Below are 18,259 nucleotides of genomic sequence, written 5' to 3'. Positions count from 1 at the left end.
GATGTTGATAGGTGGTAATTTTTGCATGTTGATTGACACTGATTTCCAGGCTTCGAGATACTTCCGATGTCGTATGGCCCTGATCCAATACCAGACCGACTGCATCTAATTTTAATTCCTTTGTGTATTGCTTTTTTGCTGTCATTTTCTTCCTCCAATTAAGCTATTTTCTCTTAACTGGACTGTCCGGTTTCATTAAACCAGATCAAGAGCGGCTGAGGATAGATGTCAAAACAAAGGAGTACGTTGAAAAACGTTTATCACAGGGCCATACGAAACTTGAAGCACTACACTGTCTTAAACGCTATATCGCAAGAGAGGTATATTTTATTTTGAGAAAACGAAATAATACTATCAATAGCACACAAATTGCCGCATGACATTTAGAAGGGCATCCAGAGCAGTCAATACACCAGCGTTGAGTTCGGCAAGCGATGCAGGGAAATGGGCGTGCATCCCTCGATGGGTAGTGTGGGCGACGCCTATGACAATGCAATGGCTGAAAGTTTTTTTGCTAGTCTGGAATGTGAATTGATCGACAGGCGCTCATGAAAAAATAAAACTGAAGCAAGACTAGCCATCTTCACCTGGATCGAGTCCTGGTACAACCCAACCCGTAGGCATTCCGGGCTGGGATACTTATCACCCAACAATTTTGAAAGAAAACTTAAGGAGGAAAATCAAATCGCGATGGGATACAATCCCCTCTCACAGGTCGAGACTCTCTCGGCCACATGAAAAACTGTCCGTTAAAATGGGACAACTCCACTACCCAGATTCCATGAAATTCGCACACCTCATTTTGTCCTTTCTTGTGTCGTGTCGGCGTTCCCTCGCTGACATATAACCCTGCACATTTGTGAACAATGCTGGAAGTTCTTGCAGATTAGATTAGCGAACTCCATATATGTATCGCTCTAACTGATCAATAACGAATTCCCGGTCGGATATGGCATCCTTGACCAAATCTCCAATGGAAATAATGCCGATTACTCTATCATCCTCCATTACGGGCAGATGGCGTACCCGCATGTTGGTAACCAGTGCCATACAATCCTCAGTGGTATAGTCAGGACTAACATACGCTACCTGACTGGTCATGATTTCTTTTACCAAAGTGTCGCGCGCAGTCTTATCGAGCATATGTATTTTACGAGAAAAATCTCTTTCAGTGATGATACCAATTAATTTACCGGCCTCTAGTACCAATAGCGCACCGATGTTTTTGTCAACCATTAGCTGCATGGCATCGTATAACGTTTTATCAGGCCCAATCGTTGCAACCTCATAACCTTTGCTTTCCAGTAATTGTCTTACAGTTTTCATGATGACTCCTTTAGCTGGGAATGTGAAAATTAACAGAATCTAAATCTCAATGCAAAATTAGAAGAAGAAAAACCGGTTTGCTTAGCCGTTGACTAAATCAACACCTCCCAGTCCACTGGTGTTCATCATTTCTACCAGTCTATCAGTCAAATTTCCCTCTAACTGGAACTTGGAACTGATTCGACCATCATAAATAACATAAGTAGTAAGTTGTGCGATCTGCAAACAAACTCAACTGACATCCCTTGATTCGATTCAGTTTGCCCTCTCATAGGATTGATTAATCAACCAAAGTTTCAAGTAACTGACTACTGCAGCGTTACTTATGAGTCAAATCTATTGCTGCACATTTAATTTTGCAGTTAAAGTATTATATGATGAGTAAATCGTTCCAGTAAAACCATTACCGTTCGCGGTGAAGGTACCGAACCGCTAAGCAACTGACGTCGAGCGCCGGGAGGTCTGGATAAAGCAGCGTTTTTTTATAGGCATTATATTGGAACGATCTACGAGGTGCAGAGTGATTCAATACTAACAATCAGCCTTAAAATCTGAGGAGGAGGTGGATGCAAAACCTGCAATCTTCTACCGTTATAGGTTTGTTCGCACTGCTTGCGCTGATCACGCTAGTCAGTTTGTTATGGCTATCACGCTGGCTTGGAGGCTACCGCCCGCAATGGGATAAGGAACAACCCTTTGAGTGCGGCGTCCCCCCCACTGGCGATGCTCATGTTCAGACCCCGATACGTTTCTATGTGGTTGCTGTCTCTTTCCTGCTGTTTGATATTGAAGCGGCATTCCTGTTTGCCTGGGCGGCAGCCTATTGGGAATTGGGTATGCAGGGAGTGATTGGCGTCATTGTGTTTATCTTGATTCTGCTGCTTGGCTTGGTCTATGAGTGGCGCAAAGGAGGTCTGTCATGGAGTCCGGACAGAACAGCCAGGGACCTCTGACCGCCATTTTCACCAAACTGGAAGAGACCGTATCGTGGGGCCGAAAATACTCACTATGGCCATTTAATTTTGGCCTCTCTTGCTGTTTTGTCGAGATGATGGCCACGTTTACACCACGCCACGACATCGCCCGCTTCGGCGCCGAGGTCATGCGCGGTTCTCCGCGTCAGGCTGACCTTCTGATCGTATCGGGAACCGTCTTCATTAAGATGGCACCGATGATTCTGCGTCTCTATCATCAGATGCTCGAACCCAAGTGGGTCATTTCCATGGGTTCCTGCGCTAATTCTGGCGGCATGTACGATATTTACAGCGTTGTCCAGGGAATAGACCAGATTCTGCCAGTAGATGTTTATGTACCCGGCTGTCCGCCGCGACCTGAGGCGCTGTTACAAGGACTGATCATATTGCAAGAGGCGATCGGCAGCGAGCGCCGGCCCCTTGGCCGGAGGGTGGAGGAATAACAAATGTCAGATATCGATAGCCCGTTCGCGCTCACTGCTCAATTGCAGACACGCTTCAGCGCTGTGCCTGGCGAGCTGCCTCGCGACAAAATCAACACCCTCTTGATCCCTGTCGAACGCCTCACCGAAACACTCGCCTTCCTCAAGCACGAAGCAGAACCCCGCTTCGAGATGCTCTTCGATCTCTCCGCCATCGACGAGACAGAACGGAGCGGCGGACTGACCGTGTTTTATCACTTGTTATCCCTGTCCGGCAATGTCGATCTGCGCCTCAGGGTGAATTTGTCTGCGGAAGCACCGGTATTGCCCAGTGTCTGTACCATATGGTCATCCGCCAACTGGTATGAACGCGAACTTTATGACATGTTCGGCATTCACGTCGAGGGTCATCCCGATCTGAGACGCATCCTGATGCCCGAATACTGGGAAGGTCATCCTTTGCGCAAAACTCATCCCAATCGTGCCACCGACATGCCGCCCTACCAGCTGCCCGAAGCACGCTACCGCAGTATCATGGAGAGCTACCGCGCCGAGGATTACCGTGAACCGGGGGTAAGCGATGAGGAAATGATCCTCAACATCGGCCCCACTCACCCTGGCACCCATGGCCTATTGCGCCTGGTGGTACGGCTGGCAGGCGAAGAGATTCGCGATGTGCGCCCTGATATCGGCTTTCATCATCGCGGTGCGGAGAAGATGGCCGAACGCCACACTTACCACAGCTACATCCCTTACACCGACCGCATCGATTATCTGGCTGGCGTTCAAAACGAGCTGCCCTATGTACTCGCAGTGGAACAGCTCGCCGGAATTACCGTGCCGGAACGTGCTCAGGTGATTCGGGTTATGCTTTGTGAACTTTGCCGTGTAGCCAGTCATCTGGTCTGGGTGTCCAGCTATGCCCATGATACAGGGGCGCTGGCACCTCCTTTCTATGCGTTCCGCGATCGTGAATACCTGTTCGATGTCATGGAACTCATCACCGGCGGGCGCATGCATCCGGCCTTTTTCCGCATCGGCGGTGTAGCGCTCGATCTGCCAGAAGGTTGGTACGAAGCACTGCAAAGTTTTCTGAAACGCATGCCCGCTGCTATCGATGAATACCAGGCGCTGCTCACCAACAATCCTGTGTTGCGCAGCCGCACCCGAGATATCGGGGTATTGTCCACGGCAGACGCCATCGACTGGGGGGTAAGCGGACCTAATCTGCGGGCTTGCGGCTTGGCATGGGATCTGCGCAAAAGACGCCCTTACAGCGGGTACGAACATTATGACTTCGAGATTCCCACCGCCACCGCGGGTGATGCCCTAGCCCGTACCGAGGTGCGCCTGGAAGAGATTCGCCAGAGCCTGCGCATCGTCGAGCAGGCCATGCAGAACATGCCGCCCGGCCCGATTCTCTCCGTGGAGGCGCGCTACGCCTTGCCGCGCAAGGAGGCAACCCTGCAAGACATCGAGACCCTGATCCACCATTTCATCGCCGTCAACCGGGGTATGCGTTTTCCAGCCGGGGAAAGCCTCTTTGTGACTGAAGCACCCAAGGGGATGAACGGCTACTTTGTTGTCAGCGATGGTTCGGAAAAACCTTACCGGCTGCGCATCCGTACGCCGTCCTTTCCCCATATCCAGGCGCTGGCATTGCTTGCGCGCGGCCACCTGTTGGGAGATCTGATTCCCATCCTCGGCTCCATTGACTACGTTCTGGCAGACGTAGACAGGTAGGGAAAAGCAAATGAATGACAAGCTCGACCGGCAAGCCCTGCAAAGACATCTGGACCAACTTCCCCCCATGCACCCGGAACGCCGTGCGGCGGCGGTGCCCATGATGCAAGCCTTACAGATCGAGCATGGTTGCCTCGATGATGCGGCAGTTGAAGAAGTCGCCCATCTCACCGGCCTGTCAGTCACCGAGATCGATGAGCTAGCCACTTTCTATAGCCTGATCTATCGTCGCCCGGCAGGCCGACATGTCCTTCGGATCTGCGACAGTGTTTGTTGCAGTCTACGCGGAGCGGATCGGCTGCTGATAGCCGCCGAAAATTACAGCGGTGTGCCATTGGGAAAGATCTCGCCGGATGGAGCTTTCAGCATCTTGCCCAGCATTTGTCTCGGTCTGTGCGACCAGGCCCCCGCAGCGCTGGTTGGCGACGAAGCAGTGGGACCATTGGATGAAGCGTCCCTGGAAGCACTGCTGCAACGCCTGAGAGAGGAAGATTAAATATATGGAAGCCGTGTTGACGCACCACCTCGATATCAATGCCCCCCTGAATTTGCAGGCCTACCGGGCCGCCGGTGGCTACCGCAGCCTGAATGCCGCTTTCGATCGCAAACCTGAAGAAATCATTGAGACAGTAGAAGCCGCCAATCTGCGCGGACGCGGTGGAGCCGGTTTTTCCTGCGGCTTGAAATGGCGTCTGCGGGGCGCGGATGCGCCGCGACCCCGTTACTTGATTTGTAATATCGATGAATCCGAGCCTGGCACCTTCAAGGATCGCCATCTGCTTTACGGCGGCCCCCACCAGATCATCGAGGCGGTCATCGTCTCCGCCTATGCGCTGCAGGCTGAGCAGGCCGTAATCTTTGTACGGGGCGAATATGCCAAGGGGGGAAATGGCTTGCGTCGCGCCCTCGAGGAGGCCGAGATAGCAGGGCTGGTGGGAACAAATATCGGCGGCAACGGTTTCGATCTTCAAATTGAGGTGCACGTCAGTGGCGGACGCTACATCTGTGGCGAAGAAACAGCCATGCTAAATGCCATCGAAGGCCGGCGTCCCAATCCGCGCCCCAAAATACCCCGGCCAAGCGTCAAGGGTCTATGGGGTTATCCCACCACGACCAATAACGTCGAGACCTTGGTCAATGTGCCGCATATCCTGCTCAATGGCGCGGCCTGGTTTCACGATTTGGGAGTCAATGGCGGTTGCGGAACCAAGCTGTTCTGTGTCAGTGGCATGGTGCAACATCCCGGTCTGTTCGAGCTACCCTGCGGCACATCTGCGCGAGAATTGATTTTCGAACATGCTGGCGGCCTTGCCGAAGGACGCACGCTGCTCGGCTTCCTGCCAGGCGGCGCTTCAACAGCCTTCTTGCTTCCCGAGCACCTTGATGTACCGATGGATTTCGATCCCGTCGCCAAAGCAGGATCGCGGCTTGGCACTGGTAGCATCATCGTTCTTGATGACACCACCTGCCCGGTGCAGGTAACGCTGAACCTGATGCGCTTCTTCGCCCGTGAATCCTGCGGTTTCTGTACTCCCTGCCGGGATGGCCTGCCTTACCTGGCGCAAATCCTGACGGCTATCGCTGCCGGAGAAGGCCAGGCAGAGGATTTAGCCTTGCTGGAGGAACTGAGTGATATCATCGGACCGCAATCCTTTTGCGCCTTCGCTCCCGGTGCAGTGACGCCGCTCATCAGTAGCCTGCAAGGCTTCCGGAAGCATTACGAAAGCCATATCGCCACGGGTCGCTGCCCGTTTGACGCAGCCGACAGGAACGGAGCTTGATCATGGGAACGATCCGTATCGAAAACCATGAGATTCCCTTCAGAGAGGGTGACAACATCCTCAAAACCGCGCTGGCGGCAGGCATGGAAATCCCCTATTTCTGTTACCACACTGCGCTCGGCAGCCTTGGCGCCTGCCGACTGTGCGCCGTGGAAATCACACCGAAGGATCCCGGTAAAGCTCCCCAGGTAGTGATGGCCTGCCTCGAACCCGCCAGAGGCGGGATTGAGGTCTCCATCTCATCCGCAGCGGCTCAGCAGGTTCGCCAAAAGGTGATCGAGTTTTTGATGACCAATCATCCTCATGACTGTCCTGTCTGTGACGAGGGCGGAGAATGCCATCTGCAGGAAATGACCGTCGCCTGCGGCCCACCCTATCGACGTTATCGCGGCCGTAAGCGCACCTTCACCAATCAGTATCTGGGGCCTCTGGTTCACCATGAGATGAACCGCTGCATTACCTGCTATCGCTGTACCCGTTTTTACCAGGACTACGCCCTGGGCGATGATCTCGGCGCCATGCGTCTGCGCAATGAGGTCTATTTCGGCCGCTTTCAGGACGGTCCGCTGGCAAGCCCCTTTGCTGGCAATCTGGTCGAAATCTGCCCTACCGGTGTTTTTACGGATGCCGTTTTCCGGCAACACTTTGCACGGGTCTGGGATCTCAAAACAGCCCCTTCCATCTGTCCTCACTGCAGTATAGGATGCAATACCCTGCCCGGCGCGCGGGACGGTATGCTGCGCCGGGTGCGCAACCGCTTTCATCCTGACCTCAACCGCTGGTTCATCTGCGACCGTGGCCGTTACGGTCATCAATACAGCGAACATCCCGCCCGGCCGCTGACATCCCGAGTAGACGGCGCGAAAGTAAGCTATCGTCAGGCGCTCGCCGCCGCGGCGGAGCAGATCAAAGCCGTCGGGGACAAAACCGGCGGACTTGGCTCAGTACGGGAAGACCTGGAAGGCAATACCTTGTTACGAGCACTGCTGAATGGTTTTAACGGAATATTCACTGCCTTCAGCGATCCCCGGCTCGAGGCAGCAACCATCACCGCTGTCACTGCTCTCCAGAACACTACCGGGGCGCCGTCCCTTGCAGAAATGGAACAGGCCGATGCCGCCCTGATCGTCGGTGACCTCACTGCGCATGCGCCCATGATCGATCTGGCCTTGCGTCAGGCATACCGGAGCGGCGCCAGACTGGCCGTGCTGCATAGCGGACCCACTCCACTGGCCCGGTTTGCGGCTACGGCGCTGGCAATCCCGCCGCATGAGATGAGCGTGTGTCTTTCGCACTTGAGTGAGCGGGCGGCCGCCCCCTCTGCTGCCAACAGCAACCAGAAAGAAATGTTGGCGAATATCGTGGTCAGCCTGACAGCGTCTCATCGGCCGCTGCTGATAGGCGTGACCGAAACCCTGTCTGCCTCGCAGATTGCCGTTCTGGCGCAACTGGCCGCAGCGCTGGGACCCGGTGCAAGACTTGCCTATGCTTTGCCTGGAGCCAATGCCTACGGGGCCGCGCTGCTTAGCCAGACAGGTCGTGCCACTGCAATGCTGGAAGCAATCGAAACAGGTCATATCCAGAATCTAATCGTGGCAGGAAATGATCCCCTCGGCGATACCCGTCTGGGTGCCCGCTGGCGTGCTGCGCGCCAGCGCCTCGACAGTCTTATTGTTCTTGATTGTGTCGCCACTGCCACTGCCGAAGCGGCGGATATTCTGATCCCGGTAGCAGCATGGGCGGAGCGCAGCGGCACCTTCGTCAATTATGAAGGCCGAGCCCAGGGCTTTACTCACACCTTCCGGCGTCCCGAGTTCCTGCCCAGCACGGCGGAGGTCATTGCTGATCTGGCCCGGCACCTTGAACTGGTGCTGCCGGATATCGCAGCAGCGCTGGGTGACACTTTCCCCGGCTACCAGGCACCTGTCCCTGGCGCTCCCGGATCGCCTCTACCCGCACCCGCTATACCCATGCACATTGACACCACCATCCACCAGGGATGCGAGTCTCATCCAGGACGCTGGCAAGCCGCACTGTCGACCTGGTATGGTGATGATCCGCTTGCCAGTTTTGCCCCGGCTTTAACAGAGCTGGTTCCGGCAGTTGCCGCGCTTATCAGTCCGGCGGCCGCGTTGAATGAAGGAATCAAAGCGGGAGAACGGGTCAGACTACAAGGTCCTGCCGGAACAGTGGTGCTGCCGGTACAGCCCGATAACGATGTGGCCGCCGGCACGATTGCCCTCACCCGGGCAGTGCTTGCTCAATTAGGGGCCGGTCATGGCGATCCACTCGAACTGGAGAAGGTATCATGAGCTTCGCTCAGTGGCTGTTCGCGCTCGCAAACTTGGGATTGGTATTGCTCGTACTGCTGCTGATCGGAGCCTTCATGATCTATGGTGAACGCCGGATTCTTGCCCTGTTGCAGGATCGCCTCGGCCCCAACCGCGCCGGCCCCTTCGGCCTGCTGCAGCCTGTTGCCGATATCCTGAAGCTGGTGAGCAAGGAATTCTTTGTTCCTCCTTTTGCTGACCGCACGGTTTATACCATCGCTCCGATCATCGTCCCGCTGACCGCCCTGCTCAGCTTTGCCGTCGTGCCGGTGAGCGACAACTGGTGGCTGGCCGATCTCAACATCGCCTTGCTCTATGTGCTGGCTCTCTCCTCGCTGCGGGTTTACGGCACCATGCTCAGTGGCTGGTCTTCTAACAGCAAATATTCGCTCCTCGGCTGCCTGCGTACTACCGCGCAAATGATCAGTTACGAATTACCAATGGGGCTCGCGCTGGTGGGGGTAGTCATGTTGAGCGGCTCCTTCAGCCTGGTGGAAATCGTCGCTGCCCAGGAGCTGCCTTTTATTGTGCTGCAGCCGCTGGGCTTCATTATTTTTCTGGTGTGCGGCATCGCCGAAACCAACCGCCTGCCCTTTGATCTTCCGGAAGCGGAAAATGAGCTTGTTGCCGGCTACAATACTGAATACGGCGGCATTCAATTCGCTTTCTTCTATCTGGGCGAATACTTGGGAGTGTTGCTTATTGCGGCACTGGCGACCGTGCTGTTTCTGGGTGGCTGGCACGGACCCTGGCTGCCCGGCGTGGTCTGGTTTGCTTTAAAGACGCTGGCACTGATATTCCTGTTCTTTTGGTTACGGACCAGTCTGCCAAGGCTGCGCTATGATCAATTGATGGATTTCGGCTGGAAGCTGATGCTGCCGGCTGCATTGATCAATCTACTGATGACCGCTGTATTGGGATTATTCTGGATGGAGGGTTGACACTTGAAAATAGCCGGGCAGACAAATAAACGCATAGCGTCCCCATTGATCAGGCTGTGGCGTTCGCTGTGGGTAACCCTACGTCACGCGTGGGCAAAACGTGAGACCGTGTCTTATCCGGAGATCAAACGCTCTTTGCCCGGACGCTGGCGCGGCCGCATCGTGCTGACCCGCGATCCTGACGGCGAGGAGCGCTGTGTGGCCTGTTATTTATGCTCGGCGGTATGCCCGGTGGACTGCATCCACCTGCAGGCCAGGCAACAGGACGACGGCCGGCGCTATCCGGAAACGTTTCGTATCGATTTCAGCCGCTGCATCTTCTGTGGTTTTTGTGAGGAAGCCTGTCCGACGCTGGCGATACAGCTTACTCCAGACTTCGAAATGTGCGAGCGCAGCCATGACAGCCTCGTATATGAGAAAGAGCAGCTGCTGATCGATGGTCAGGGCAAGCACGCCGGTTACAATTTTTACCGTCACGCCGGCATTGCAATTTTCGGCAAGGCCATTGGCGAGGGCACCCACGATACACCACCGGTGGATCATGATACCAATCTGCCCTAGCAAGTGAAAAACTGTTTGCAATGTATGAAGATAAGAGAAAGCAGCAATGATAATAACTGACAGCCCGACACGGACCACTCATGCATGAGATCATTTTTTATCTCACTTCCGCCATCGCAGTGATTGCTGCAGGTGCGATCCTGATCGTGCGTCATCCGGTCCATGCCGCCATTTACCTGATCGTCTCGCTGCTGGCGCTGGCCTTGCTCTTCTTCCTGCTCGGCGCGCCACTGCTGGCAGCCCTTCAGGTTATGCTCTACGCCGGGGCGATCATGGTCTTATTCCTGTTTCTGATCATGATGATGAATCTTCGCACCGGACAAAACCGGCCGCTGTCGCTGCCCGCCGGATGGGTACCGGCAGCGCTGCTGGCGTTGTTCCTGTGGCTGGAACTTTTGCTGTTGCTCACCCGGTCGCCATCGGAAAAAGTTGGCGACGTCACGACGATCGGACCCAAAGCTGTGGGAAACGCCCTGTTCGGCCCTTATCTGTTAGTCGTTGAAGCCGTTGCTGTGTTGTTACTGGCGGCATTGGTGGCTGTCCTCTATCTCAGTCGCAGGAGACAGAAGTGATCCCGCTTAATCACAGTCTTGCGATCGCTGCCTTGTTATTCGTGCTGGGTCTCGCAGTGGTACTATTGCGGCGTGAATTACTGTTCATACTGATGGGGCTGGAGGTGATGTTCAACGGTGTCGCTCTGACGGCGATAGCGGCCGGTCAGCACTGGGGCAATGCCGACGGCCAGGTACTGACCATCATGCTGATGGCGGTAACCGCCGCAGAAATCGTGGTAGCGCTGATCCTGATATGGCTGGCCTTCGACCGCTACAAGGCGGTACGGGTAGAGGCTCTTACCCGCCTCAGAGATGATAATAAAGAAGGTGTGCCGTGAGCCAGTGGCTGTGGTTGATTCCCGGAGCACCCTTGCTAGGCGCGCTGGTTATCGCTTTGCTGGGAGGGTTGTTAAGGCGTGAGTACTTTGCCATGGCAGCCAATTGCGCTGCAGCCGCAGCTTTTGCAGCAGTGCTGCTGGCATGGTTTACCGGAGCCGCCAGCCAGCCGTTGCAGCAGACTCTCTACACCTGGATAGCGGTAGGCGACTGGCGACTGGCAATTGGTTTCACCCTTGACCGCCTTGCTTTAGTAATGGTCAGCATCGTCAGCGGCGTGGGCTTGCTGATCCATCTCTACTCGGCAGCCTCCATGGCTGAAGAAACCGATCAGCGCCGCTACTATTTTTTTCTCAATCTGTTTCTGGCTGGCATGTTGATCCTCGTGCTGGCCGACAATCTACTTCTTCTCTATCTGGGCTGGGAACTGGTAGGCTTATGCTCTTATGCCCTGATCGGATTCTGGTACCGTGAACCGCTGCCGAGCAACGCAGGACGCAAAGCCTTTATCGTTACCCGGGTTGGCGATACGGCGCTGGCGCTCGGTATCTTCCTACTTTTCAGCCAATTTCACGAATTGTCATTATCCGCTCTGCTCACTCACGCTACGACCCAATGGGAACCAGGCTCACAACTAGCTACATTGGTCGCAATGTTAATTCTGGGCGGCGCCGTGGGAAAGTCGGCACAGTTGCCGCTACAGGTCTGGCTGCCGGATGCCATGGCTGGTCCCAGTCCGGTTTCTGCACTGATTCATGCCGCTACCATGGTGACGGCCGGTGTTTATTTGATCGCCCGCACTCACCCATTATTCGAACTGGCACCCTCGGTTCAATGGCTCGTGGCGGCCATCGGCGCGCTAACCATCGTCTACGGCGCCAGCTCTGCCCTCGCGCAGACTGACTTCAAGCGCGTACTGGCTTATTCCACCATCAGCCAGATCGGCTACATGTTCCTTGCCTTGGGTTGCGGTGCCTATGCGCTGGCGCTATTCCACCTCACTACCCATGCCTTTTTCAAGGCGTTATTGTTTCTGTCTGCAGGGGCCGTCATTCGCACTGGCGGCGATGAACATGATATGCATAATCTGGGCCGGCTCGGCAACCACCCGCCCTTGGCCCGCTGGACATTCCTGGCTGGCGCAGCATCGTTGGCCGGGCTGCCATTCGTTACCGCCGGCTTTTACAGTAAAGATGCCATTCTTGCCACCGCCTGGACCGCACCGGCGGGCCCGCTGCTGTGGATGTTTGCCGCCGTGGGCGCTCTGTTGACTGCGGTTTATATCTTTCGTGCCTATTTACTCGTCTTTCATGGCCCGGGACCCCGAACTTCGACGATATCGCTTCCCCCTCTCATGGCCTGGCCATTACTCATCCTGGCTCTGCTTAGCCTCGTCAGCGGATTTGTCGAACTGCCGGAAGGCTGGCCCGGTCCCCATCTTTGGAGTACGTGGCTGGAGGATGAGCTTGGCTTGGCAGCCTTCCCTTCACTGACAATTACTTATACTCTCCAGGCCATCGCTGTCCTATTGCCACTGGCAGGCATTGGACTGGCCATGCTGCTGATACATCGCGAACAGACAGGCCAGTCACTGCCCGCAGCTGATTTTTTGCGTACTGGCTGGGGCTTTGATGCCTTTTACCATGCTGCCCTGGTACGCCCTTACCATGCTCTGGCAAGAGGACTGTGGCGCACCGTGGACACGCTTGTGATCGAAGGAGCGCTGACCAGAATAACAACCGGATTCCTGGCTTTTGCCGCCTTCTGTCGCAAAAGTGTGGAACACCGCGTTCTGGAAGTCGGTATCGCCAGTCTTGTAATGGCATTGCAAATCGGATATAGCCGGCTCAGCGCCACCCAGAATGGTTTCCTGAGCCGCTATGCCCTCATGATAAGCGCAGGAGCCACATTTTTATTAGGATATTGGTTATGGTGAAGACAGGATGACATACTGGTTAAGCGTGCTGATATTTCTCCCTCTATTAGGTGGTCTGTGGATCGGCCTGACAGGACATAGCAGAGCCACGTATGTGCGCTGGGCCGCGCTGACCGTCACAGGTGTAGAACTGCTAATCGCCCTGTTCCTGTGGTGGGGCGCGACTCCCGGAGAAGGCGGTTATTTATACATCCTGCGTATTCCGTGGATACCCGCCATGGGAATCCAGTTCTTGCTGGGCATGGATGGCATCAGCCTGCTGCTGATATTGCTGACGGCGCTGCTTGGTCCGGTGGCGGTACTCGCCTCGTGGAATGCGGTACATCATAACTGGTCTGCCTTTGCCGCTACGCTGCTCGCCACCCAGGCAGGCATCATGGGAGTCTTCCTGTCGCTGGACCTGGTATTGTTCTATGTATTCTGGGAACTGATGCTCGTACCCATGTATTTCCTGATCGGATTGTGGGGACACGAACGTCGGCTTTATGCTGCCTACAAGTTTTTCCTTTTCACGGTTACCGGTTCATTGCTGATGCTGATAGCAATCCTGGGGCTGTACTTCCTGCATGGCGAACAGACGGGAATTTACACCTTCGATTACTTCGCGCTACTGCATACCGATTTGCCCGACAAGACTGGAATGTGGCTGATGCTGGGGTTTTTCGTCGCCTTTGCCGTCAAGATTCCGTTGTTCCCGCTGCATAGCTGGCTTCCCGACGCTCATACCGAGGCTCCTACAGCAGGCAGCATCTTTCTCGCCGGCCTGTTGCTAAAAACCGGTACATATGGCTTGCTGCGCTTTTGCCTGCCGCTGTTTCCCGAAGCCTCAGCAGACTTCGCGTCCATTGGTATGGCGCTGGGGGTAATCGGCATTCTTTACGGTGCCTTGCTGGCTTTGGTGCAGGAAGACATGAAACGTCTCATTGCCTATTCTTCTATCAGCCACCTCGGCTTCGTTGTATTTGGCATTTATGCCTGGAATCAGGAAAGCCTGAACGGTGCCATACTCCTGATGCTGGCTCATGGCGTAACGACAGGAGCGATGTTTGCCCTGGTCGGAATGCTGGAAGAACGCTCCGGCACTCGCTTACTGGCTCGCCTTGGGGGGCTGTTATCACCGCTGCCCCGGCTGGCTGTCATGCTGCTGTTTTTCACGCTCTCCGCGATGGGCATGCCAGGTCTGGCCAACTTCATTGGCGAATTCCTGGTGCTTGCCGGTGTGTTCCAGATCTCCCCCGGGCTTGCCATAGCAGGCGCCATGGGTATCATTGCCGGGGTCGTTTATCTGCTGTGGATGTACCAGCGTGCCATGCTGGGAGAAACGAACAACGATCAAACATGGGTCGACCTCAATCGCCGCGAAATACTGGCGCTGGGGCTGCTGGCGATAGTCGTGCTGTGGCTGGGCCTTTATCCTGCACCCTTTCTGGATAGCTTGCGGATACCGGTAACCGCCCTCATCGAATCGAACCCCGGCCAATGACAGGAACAATCAATGCGCCTCGCTGACCTGATCAGTCTGATTCCTTACCTCTTGCTAGCCACGGGCGGCCTGACCCTACTGATGATGGGTATCGGGCCAAAGCGTGTTTCAACCCGCCGATTGACGAACGTTGCACTGGTGTTCCTGTTGCTGGGTGCTGCCACCACCTTGCTCTGGGAAGCACCTCGAGAGGTAGGCGGTCTGCTGGTAGCCGACAGTATCAGCCGTTTGTTTACTCCATTTTTTATGCTGAGTGCCACAGCCATTGTCATGCTCTCGACCAGCTATGAACCTCTCCGCGGTGAAGTACGAGAGGAATATTTAAGCCTGATCCTCTTCGCGACGTTGGGGATGATTTTGCTTGTAAGCTCACATAACCTTGTCAACGCCTTTATCGGCCTGGAAATCCTGGCAATACCTCTGTATGCGCTTATCGCTTGGCGGCCGGAGCGGGATGGCGCAATCGAGGGAGGGGTAAAATACGCGATACTCGCTGGTTTTTCGGTCGCATTTTTTCTTTATGGTGTCGCACTGATCTATGCCGCTACAGGCACTCTGGATCTGGCAGCTCTGGGGGCTGAGCCCACCAGCAAGCATCTGTTGCCGGTCGCCGTAACGCTGATCCTGGTCGGGATAGGATTCAAGCTGGCCCTGGTACCCTTTCATATGTGGGCACCTGACATCTATCAGGCCGCCCCTTCACCGATAACAGCCCTGTTCGCCAGTATCGCCAAGGCTGCTGCGCTGGTGTTTCTGATCCGGCTTTTGTGCCTGCAATTGCCCCACATATGGGAGGTGCTGCTGCCGTTATTGTGGGGGCTGGCGCTGATCAGCATGGTAGCTGGCAATCTGCTGGCGCTGCATCAGCAGAATCTGAAAAGGCTGCTTGCCTATTCTTCCATCGCTCATCTTGGCTATATTCTGGTAGCACTGGCAGCAGGAAATTCTCTAGGCCAGGATGCCGCCTTCTATTATGCCGTTGCCTATACTGCCATGAATCTGGGTGTATTCGCAGTCGTCGCGGCGCTTGCTCTCCCCGATCATGATCGCGAAAATCTGAAAGATTATCAGGGACTGGGACGGCGTTACCCGATAGTAGGGTTCACCATGGGAATCTGCCTGCTAGCCCTTGCCGGTCTTCCGCCAACCGCCGGGTTTATGGCCAAGCTGCTTGCCTTTGGTGCAGCCATCGAAGCAGGCCACATCATGCTGGCGGTTATAGCAGGAATCAACACGGCGTTCGCTTTTTTCTATTACTTGCGGATAATCATGGTATTTTATAGCGATAAAACAACAGACATCAATGCTACACCGCCGGCACAAGGAACTCATGCCGTCCTGATCATCGTCAGCCTTTTTGTTATCGGACTCGGCATTTTCCCGGAATGGTTATTGGAATCGATTAAAATGCCTTGAAAAGCTATCATTCTCAGAAGCTGTCTTGAAATAATTTGATGATTTGTCATATAGTTGAAAAGATGCTCTCAACTATTTTATGAATCCTATGTACCTAAGTGATTTATCTGTAAGCGTGTTGACACCGGTCGAAAATTGACCAGGTGATCCACGTATTCTGCTTATTTTTTTAAGCAGAGATTAAGAAGAGGTGATTACCATGGTTATGTATGCAAAGATACGGCGGATGTTTTACCGTGAACATCTAACGATAAGCGAGATTCAACGCCGCACAAGTTTGTCACGGAATACTGAGGTATGCTGATTTTCATGGAGTCCGAAGTTTCATAAAATGATATGAACAACGCACCATTGCCACATCATTGAAACCGGCAATGAGTCTTTCCGGTACAAACAAAGCGCTGCCTGTGCGAAGATCAGAATACAGCAGCGAGAAAAAGAAAAATACTCACCAGAACAAAATCTGGCTAATTTGCAGTAAATTACAGCTAAACTAAAACATCAACAGGAGGCAAAAACCAACTCAGTCCGGTTCACTTATCCACAGATGCGTAGTATCCTGCGCTCTATTTTCCCCTGGTCAGTTTTCAACCGTAATGGAGTGTCAATTTTAAACCGGTATCAACACAGTGAACGTGCTATTGAGCTAATGCTTTCCCTGCTAACAAAATGACGCCTTCTTACTTCGGCAATAATATCCATTGTTATCACTCCAGAGTTCTCCGACTAAATGTCGGGCATTTAACATTCCGGGGCGGAAACTTTTCAACGCTGTTTCTCCCTAAACTCTGGTAAGTTTTGCACGCTGATTAACATCATACTAATTGAACGATCAGTGCCGATAGTTTCCAGCAGTCTTTAAACCTGCATGGTGATAAAATTACCCTGTTGCTGAGCAAATTTTACCGCAACAAAACGGGCACCTACCGAAATTCCATGACTTTCGTGATATTTATTGGTCACTTCCGCTACCGCTTGGAAATTTGGTGCGTCAATTTTTATAATGTCTTTGAAATCCAGCATTACTTCTGTCAAGAAGCGTATCCCTGCAGGTGATAAATCTTGAAAAACACCCTGCACCGGCCGACCCGGCCAGAATAAATAAAAAACCAACTCCCCTCTCACTGGAATCCGCATGATTGTACGTTGTGTCGATTCCGGATTTTCATGATGCAATACGAATAGCGGGCTTGCACATTCCAAACAATTTTCACTTTGGTATAAGCCTGTTTGCGGTACATAGGGTGTTTTGCAGAAAAAACAATAATGTGTAATTATCCCTCGATAGGGCTTAACAGAGCGCTCCGGCGCATCTGGCACAGAAACCAAGCCGGGTAGGTTAGTCTTCTTATTTGTTGTTTCTTTCGCAACATGAAGTAATTTACTCACCCAAAGTGCGTCATACCGCATGCGCGCCGCCGGATCAGATAGAATTCGATAAGCCTCTTCAAGTAATACTTGATCCTGGAGAGAATTTTTTTTTAATGTCTGATAACTCGCCTTAATTGTTGTAATTGGCGCATCAGGTTGAACTTGAAGAATCCGATAATAATTGCGTTGATTCAAACTATCCACACGCTCACTGGGCTTTCTCTCCGCTCCAAGCTTAGCATTGGAACCCAATGCACCCTGACTGAGAACTTTAATATGATATCGATCTAATAATTCTTGATCATATACATCCCGTTTGAGCGGATCTCTTAACGTACTATAAGCAAGGTTAAGCAAACTCACATTCCAATCCGGATTGGTCAGCTCAGGATGCATTACAAGTTTCTGCATTAATGCCCAATAACTTTCCTTGATCACCTCCATCGGTGCATCAGGCTGAATGTAAAGAATTCGATAGAAATTACGCCGCTCAATCATAATTACTGCGAATTTTAGCACCTTATTAGTTGATTTATCAGTGATGCCGGCCTCGTGGATTTTCAACAGATCATTCACGTCACTAAACATTATTTCTATTGTTCTCGTGACAGATTAACATTTCCAGACACGGTTGGATAAATACTGCAATTATGGCCTGTTAACACTACCTAAGTGCTTCGACGATAAGAGCGAAATGGATGAATGAGAGAAAGATGATATCCAGTTTGTCGAATCTGGAGAATATTCGACGAAAGCCCTTGAGTCTGCGGAATAATCTTTCGATCTCATTGCGTTTTTTGTACATGGCGCGGTCATATTCCCAGGGCTCCAATCGATTAGTTTTGGGTGGGACAACCGGGATATAACCGAGCTCCAATGCAAGCTGTCTGGTTTGATCACCTTCATAAGCACGATCCATCAGCAGATGAGTAGGTGAAGAGACGGGGCCGAGCGCTAACAGGAGTTGTCGCCCTTCCGGTGCATCATCGCATGCCCCGGAGATAAGGCAAAGGAGGTTATGGCTGTTCTGGCATCTGCGGCAACCAGATGAATCCTGGTGGTCCAGCCACCTCGGGATTTACCGA

15 protein-coding genes and 4 pseudogenes are annotated in these 18,259 nt (G+C 53.3%); 15 read left to right on the top strand and 4 right to left on the bottom strand.

What is annotated here, in order from left to right; translation table 11 throughout:
- Positions 1–31: 31 nt before the first annotated feature.
- A pseudogene (locus tag C4S39_RS12170) lies at positions 32–145 on the bottom strand (transposase); the annotation flags it as partial.
- Positions 146–212: 67 nt separating this feature from the next.
- On the opposite strand from C4S39_RS12170, the pseudogene C4S39_RS15895 reads away from it, so the two are divergent.
- Together C4S39_RS15895 and C4S39_RS12160 are read left to right on the top strand one after the other, a co-directional pair.
- A pseudogene (locus tag C4S39_RS15895) lies at positions 213–380 on the top strand (IS110 family transposase); the annotation flags it as partial.
- A gap of 16 nt (positions 381–396) precedes the next feature.
- Positions 397–738 (top strand): annotated as a pseudogene (locus C4S39_RS12160) (transposase); the annotation flags it as partial.
- Positions 739–891: 153 nt separating this feature from the next.
- On the opposite strand, the gene C4S39_RS12155 reads toward C4S39_RS12160, so the two are convergent.
- Entirely contained in the window at positions 892–1,326 is a 435-nt protein-coding gene (locus C4S39_RS12155) for a CBS domain-containing protein (RefSeq protein WP_103967249.1), read from the bottom strand.
- 566 nt (positions 1,327–1,892) lie between these two features.
- Between C4S39_RS12155 and C4S39_RS12150 the strand changes: the two genes are divergently transcribed.
- The 13 genes from C4S39_RS12150 to C4S39_RS12090 all read left to right on the top strand — a co-directional run bounded on the left by C4S39_RS12150 (position 1,893) and on the right by C4S39_RS12090 (position 15,803).
- Positions 1,893–2,279, top strand: coding sequence for an NADH-quinone oxidoreductase subunit A (locus C4S39_RS12150; RefSeq protein ID WP_103967248.1), 387 nt, complete (start codon positions 1,893–1,895; stop codon positions 2,277–2,279).
- Complete coding sequence (locus C4S39_RS12145) at positions 2,246–2,743, top strand: NADH-quinone oxidoreductase subunit B (RefSeq protein ID WP_103967247.1); 498 nt, start codon at positions 2,246–2,248, stop codon at positions 2,741–2,743. The genes C4S39_RS12150 and C4S39_RS12145 overlap by 34 nt, the downstream gene beginning before the upstream one ends.
- 3 nt (positions 2,744–2,746) lie before the next feature.
- On the top strand, positions 2,747–4,465 hold the full coding sequence (gene nuoD / locus C4S39_RS12140) for an NADH dehydrogenase (quinone) subunit D (RefSeq protein WP_219817957.1): 1,719 nt from the start codon (positions 2,747–2,749) through the stop codon (positions 4,463–4,465).
- A 10-nt stretch (positions 4,466–4,475) separates the two neighbouring features.
- A complete protein-coding gene (locus C4S39_RS12135; RefSeq protein ID WP_219817956.1) occupies positions 4,476–4,961 on the top strand; it encodes an NADH-quinone oxidoreductase subunit NuoE family protein in 486 nt (161 codons plus the stop codon).
- A gap of 4 nt (positions 4,962–4,965) precedes the next feature.
- Positions 4,966–6,246: a complex I 51 kDa subunit family protein gene (locus C4S39_RS12130; RefSeq protein ID WP_103967246.1), complete on the top strand. Its 1,281-nt coding sequence runs from the start codon at positions 4,966–4,968 to the stop codon at positions 6,244–6,246.
- Positions 6,247–6,248: 2 nt separating this feature from the next.
- Complete coding sequence (nuoG, locus tag C4S39_RS12125) at positions 6,249–8,558, top strand: NADH-quinone oxidoreductase subunit NuoG (RefSeq protein ID WP_103967245.1); 2,310 nt, start codon at positions 6,249–6,251, stop codon at positions 8,556–8,558.
- Positions 8,555–9,517 (top strand): NADH-quinone oxidoreductase subunit NuoH, encoded by a 963-nt coding sequence (nuoH, locus tag C4S39_RS12120; protein WP_103967244.1) that lies wholly within the window; start codon positions 8,555–8,557, stop codon positions 9,515–9,517. Before nuoG ends, nuoH begins: the two co-directional genes overlap by 4 nt.
- Positions 9,518–9,520: 3 nt before the next feature.
- Positions 9,521–10,078, top strand: coding sequence for an NADH-quinone oxidoreductase subunit NuoI (gene nuoI / locus C4S39_RS12115; protein WP_445641274.1), 558 nt, complete (start codon positions 9,521–9,523; stop codon positions 10,076–10,078).
- Between the two features lie 80 nt (positions 10,079–10,158).
- Entirely contained in the window at positions 10,159–10,650 is a 492-nt protein-coding gene (locus C4S39_RS12110) for an NADH-quinone oxidoreductase subunit J family protein (RefSeq protein WP_103967243.1), read from the top strand.
- Entirely contained in the window at positions 10,647–10,970 is a 324-nt protein-coding gene (gene nuoK, locus C4S39_RS12105) for an NADH-quinone oxidoreductase subunit NuoK (RefSeq protein ID WP_181023820.1), read from the top strand. Before C4S39_RS12110 ends, nuoK begins: the two co-directional genes overlap by 4 nt.
- Positions 10,967–12,904: an NADH-quinone oxidoreductase subunit L gene (gene nuoL, locus C4S39_RS12100; protein WP_103967241.1), complete on the top strand. Its 1,938-nt coding sequence runs from the start codon at positions 10,967–10,969 to the stop codon at positions 12,902–12,904. Before nuoK ends, nuoL begins: the two co-directional genes overlap by 4 nt.
- 7 nt (positions 12,905–12,911) lie before the next feature.
- Positions 12,912–14,387, top strand: coding sequence for a complex I subunit 4 family protein (locus C4S39_RS12095; protein WP_103967240.1), 1,476 nt, complete (start codon positions 12,912–12,914; stop codon positions 14,385–14,387).
- A 12-nt stretch (positions 14,388–14,399) separates the two neighbouring features.
- Positions 14,400–15,803, top strand: a complete 1,404-nt coding sequence (locus tag C4S39_RS12090; RefSeq protein ID WP_103967239.1) for an NADH-quinone oxidoreductase subunit N — start codon at positions 14,400–14,402, stop codon at positions 15,801–15,803.
- 858 nt (positions 15,804–16,661) lie between these two features.
- On the opposite strand, the gene C4S39_RS12080 is transcribed toward C4S39_RS12090, so the two are convergent.
- Together C4S39_RS12080 and C4S39_RS12075 are read right to left on the bottom strand one after the other, a co-directional pair.
- Positions 16,662–17,762: a J domain-containing protein gene (locus tag C4S39_RS12080; protein WP_258039432.1), complete on the bottom strand. Its 1,101-nt coding sequence runs from the start codon at positions 17,760–17,762 to the stop codon at positions 16,662–16,664.
- Positions 17,763–17,838: 76 nt separating this feature from the next.
- Positions 17,839–18,259, bottom strand: a pseudogene (locus C4S39_RS12075) (IS5 family transposase); the annotation flags it as partial.

Source organism: Nitrosomonas ureae (assembly GCF_900108305.1).
In the GTDB taxonomy this organism is placed as follows: domain Bacteria; phylum Pseudomonadota; class Gammaproteobacteria; order Burkholderiales; family Nitrosomonadaceae; genus Nitrosomonas; species Nitrosomonas ureae_B.
The sequence above is the reverse complement of the archived record's forward strand: the minus strand, read 5'-3'. Positions and strand labels throughout refer to the sequence as shown.

Bases quoted from the DNA above. Each gene is read 5' to 3' on its own strand.
- C4S39_RS12155 (WP_103967249.1), bottom strand. From the start codon at position 1,326: ATGAAAACTGTAAGACAATTACTGGAAAGCAAAGGTTATGAGGTTGCA.
- C4S39_RS12150 (WP_103967248.1), top strand. From the start codon at position 1,893: ATGCAAAACCTGCAATCTTCTACCGTTATAGGTTTGTTCGCACTGCTT.
- C4S39_RS12145 (WP_103967247.1), top strand. From the start codon at position 2,246: ATGGAGTCCGGACAGAACAGCCAGGGACCTCTGACCGCCATTTTCACC.
- nuoD (WP_219817957.1), top strand. From the start codon at position 2,747: ATGTCAGATATCGATAGCCCGTTCGCGCTCACTGCTCAATTGCAGACA.
- C4S39_RS12135 (WP_219817956.1), top strand. From the start codon at position 4,476: ATGAATGACAAGCTCGACCGGCAAGCCCTGCAAAGACATCTGGACCAA.
- C4S39_RS12130 (WP_103967246.1), top strand. From the start codon at position 4,966: ATGGAAGCCGTGTTGACGCACCACCTCGATATCAATGCCCCCCTGAAT.
- nuoG (WP_103967245.1), top strand. From the start codon at position 6,249: ATGGGAACGATCCGTATCGAAAACCATGAGATTCCCTTCAGAGAGGGT.
- nuoH (WP_103967244.1), top strand. From the start codon at position 8,555: ATGAGCTTCGCTCAGTGGCTGTTCGCGCTCGCAAACTTGGGATTGGTA.
- C4S39_RS12110 (WP_103967243.1), top strand. From the start codon at position 10,159: ATGCATGAGATCATTTTTTATCTCACTTCCGCCATCGCAGTGATTGCT.
- C4S39_RS12095 (WP_103967240.1), top strand. From the start codon at position 12,912: ATGACATACTGGTTAAGCGTGCTGATATTTCTCCCTCTATTAGGTGGT.
- C4S39_RS12090 (WP_103967239.1), top strand. From the start codon at position 14,400: ATGCGCCTCGCTGACCTGATCAGTCTGATTCCTTACCTCTTGCTAGCC.
- C4S39_RS12080 (WP_258039432.1), bottom strand. From the start codon at position 17,762: ATGTTTAGTGACGTGAATGATCTGTTGAAAATCCACGAGGCCGGCATC.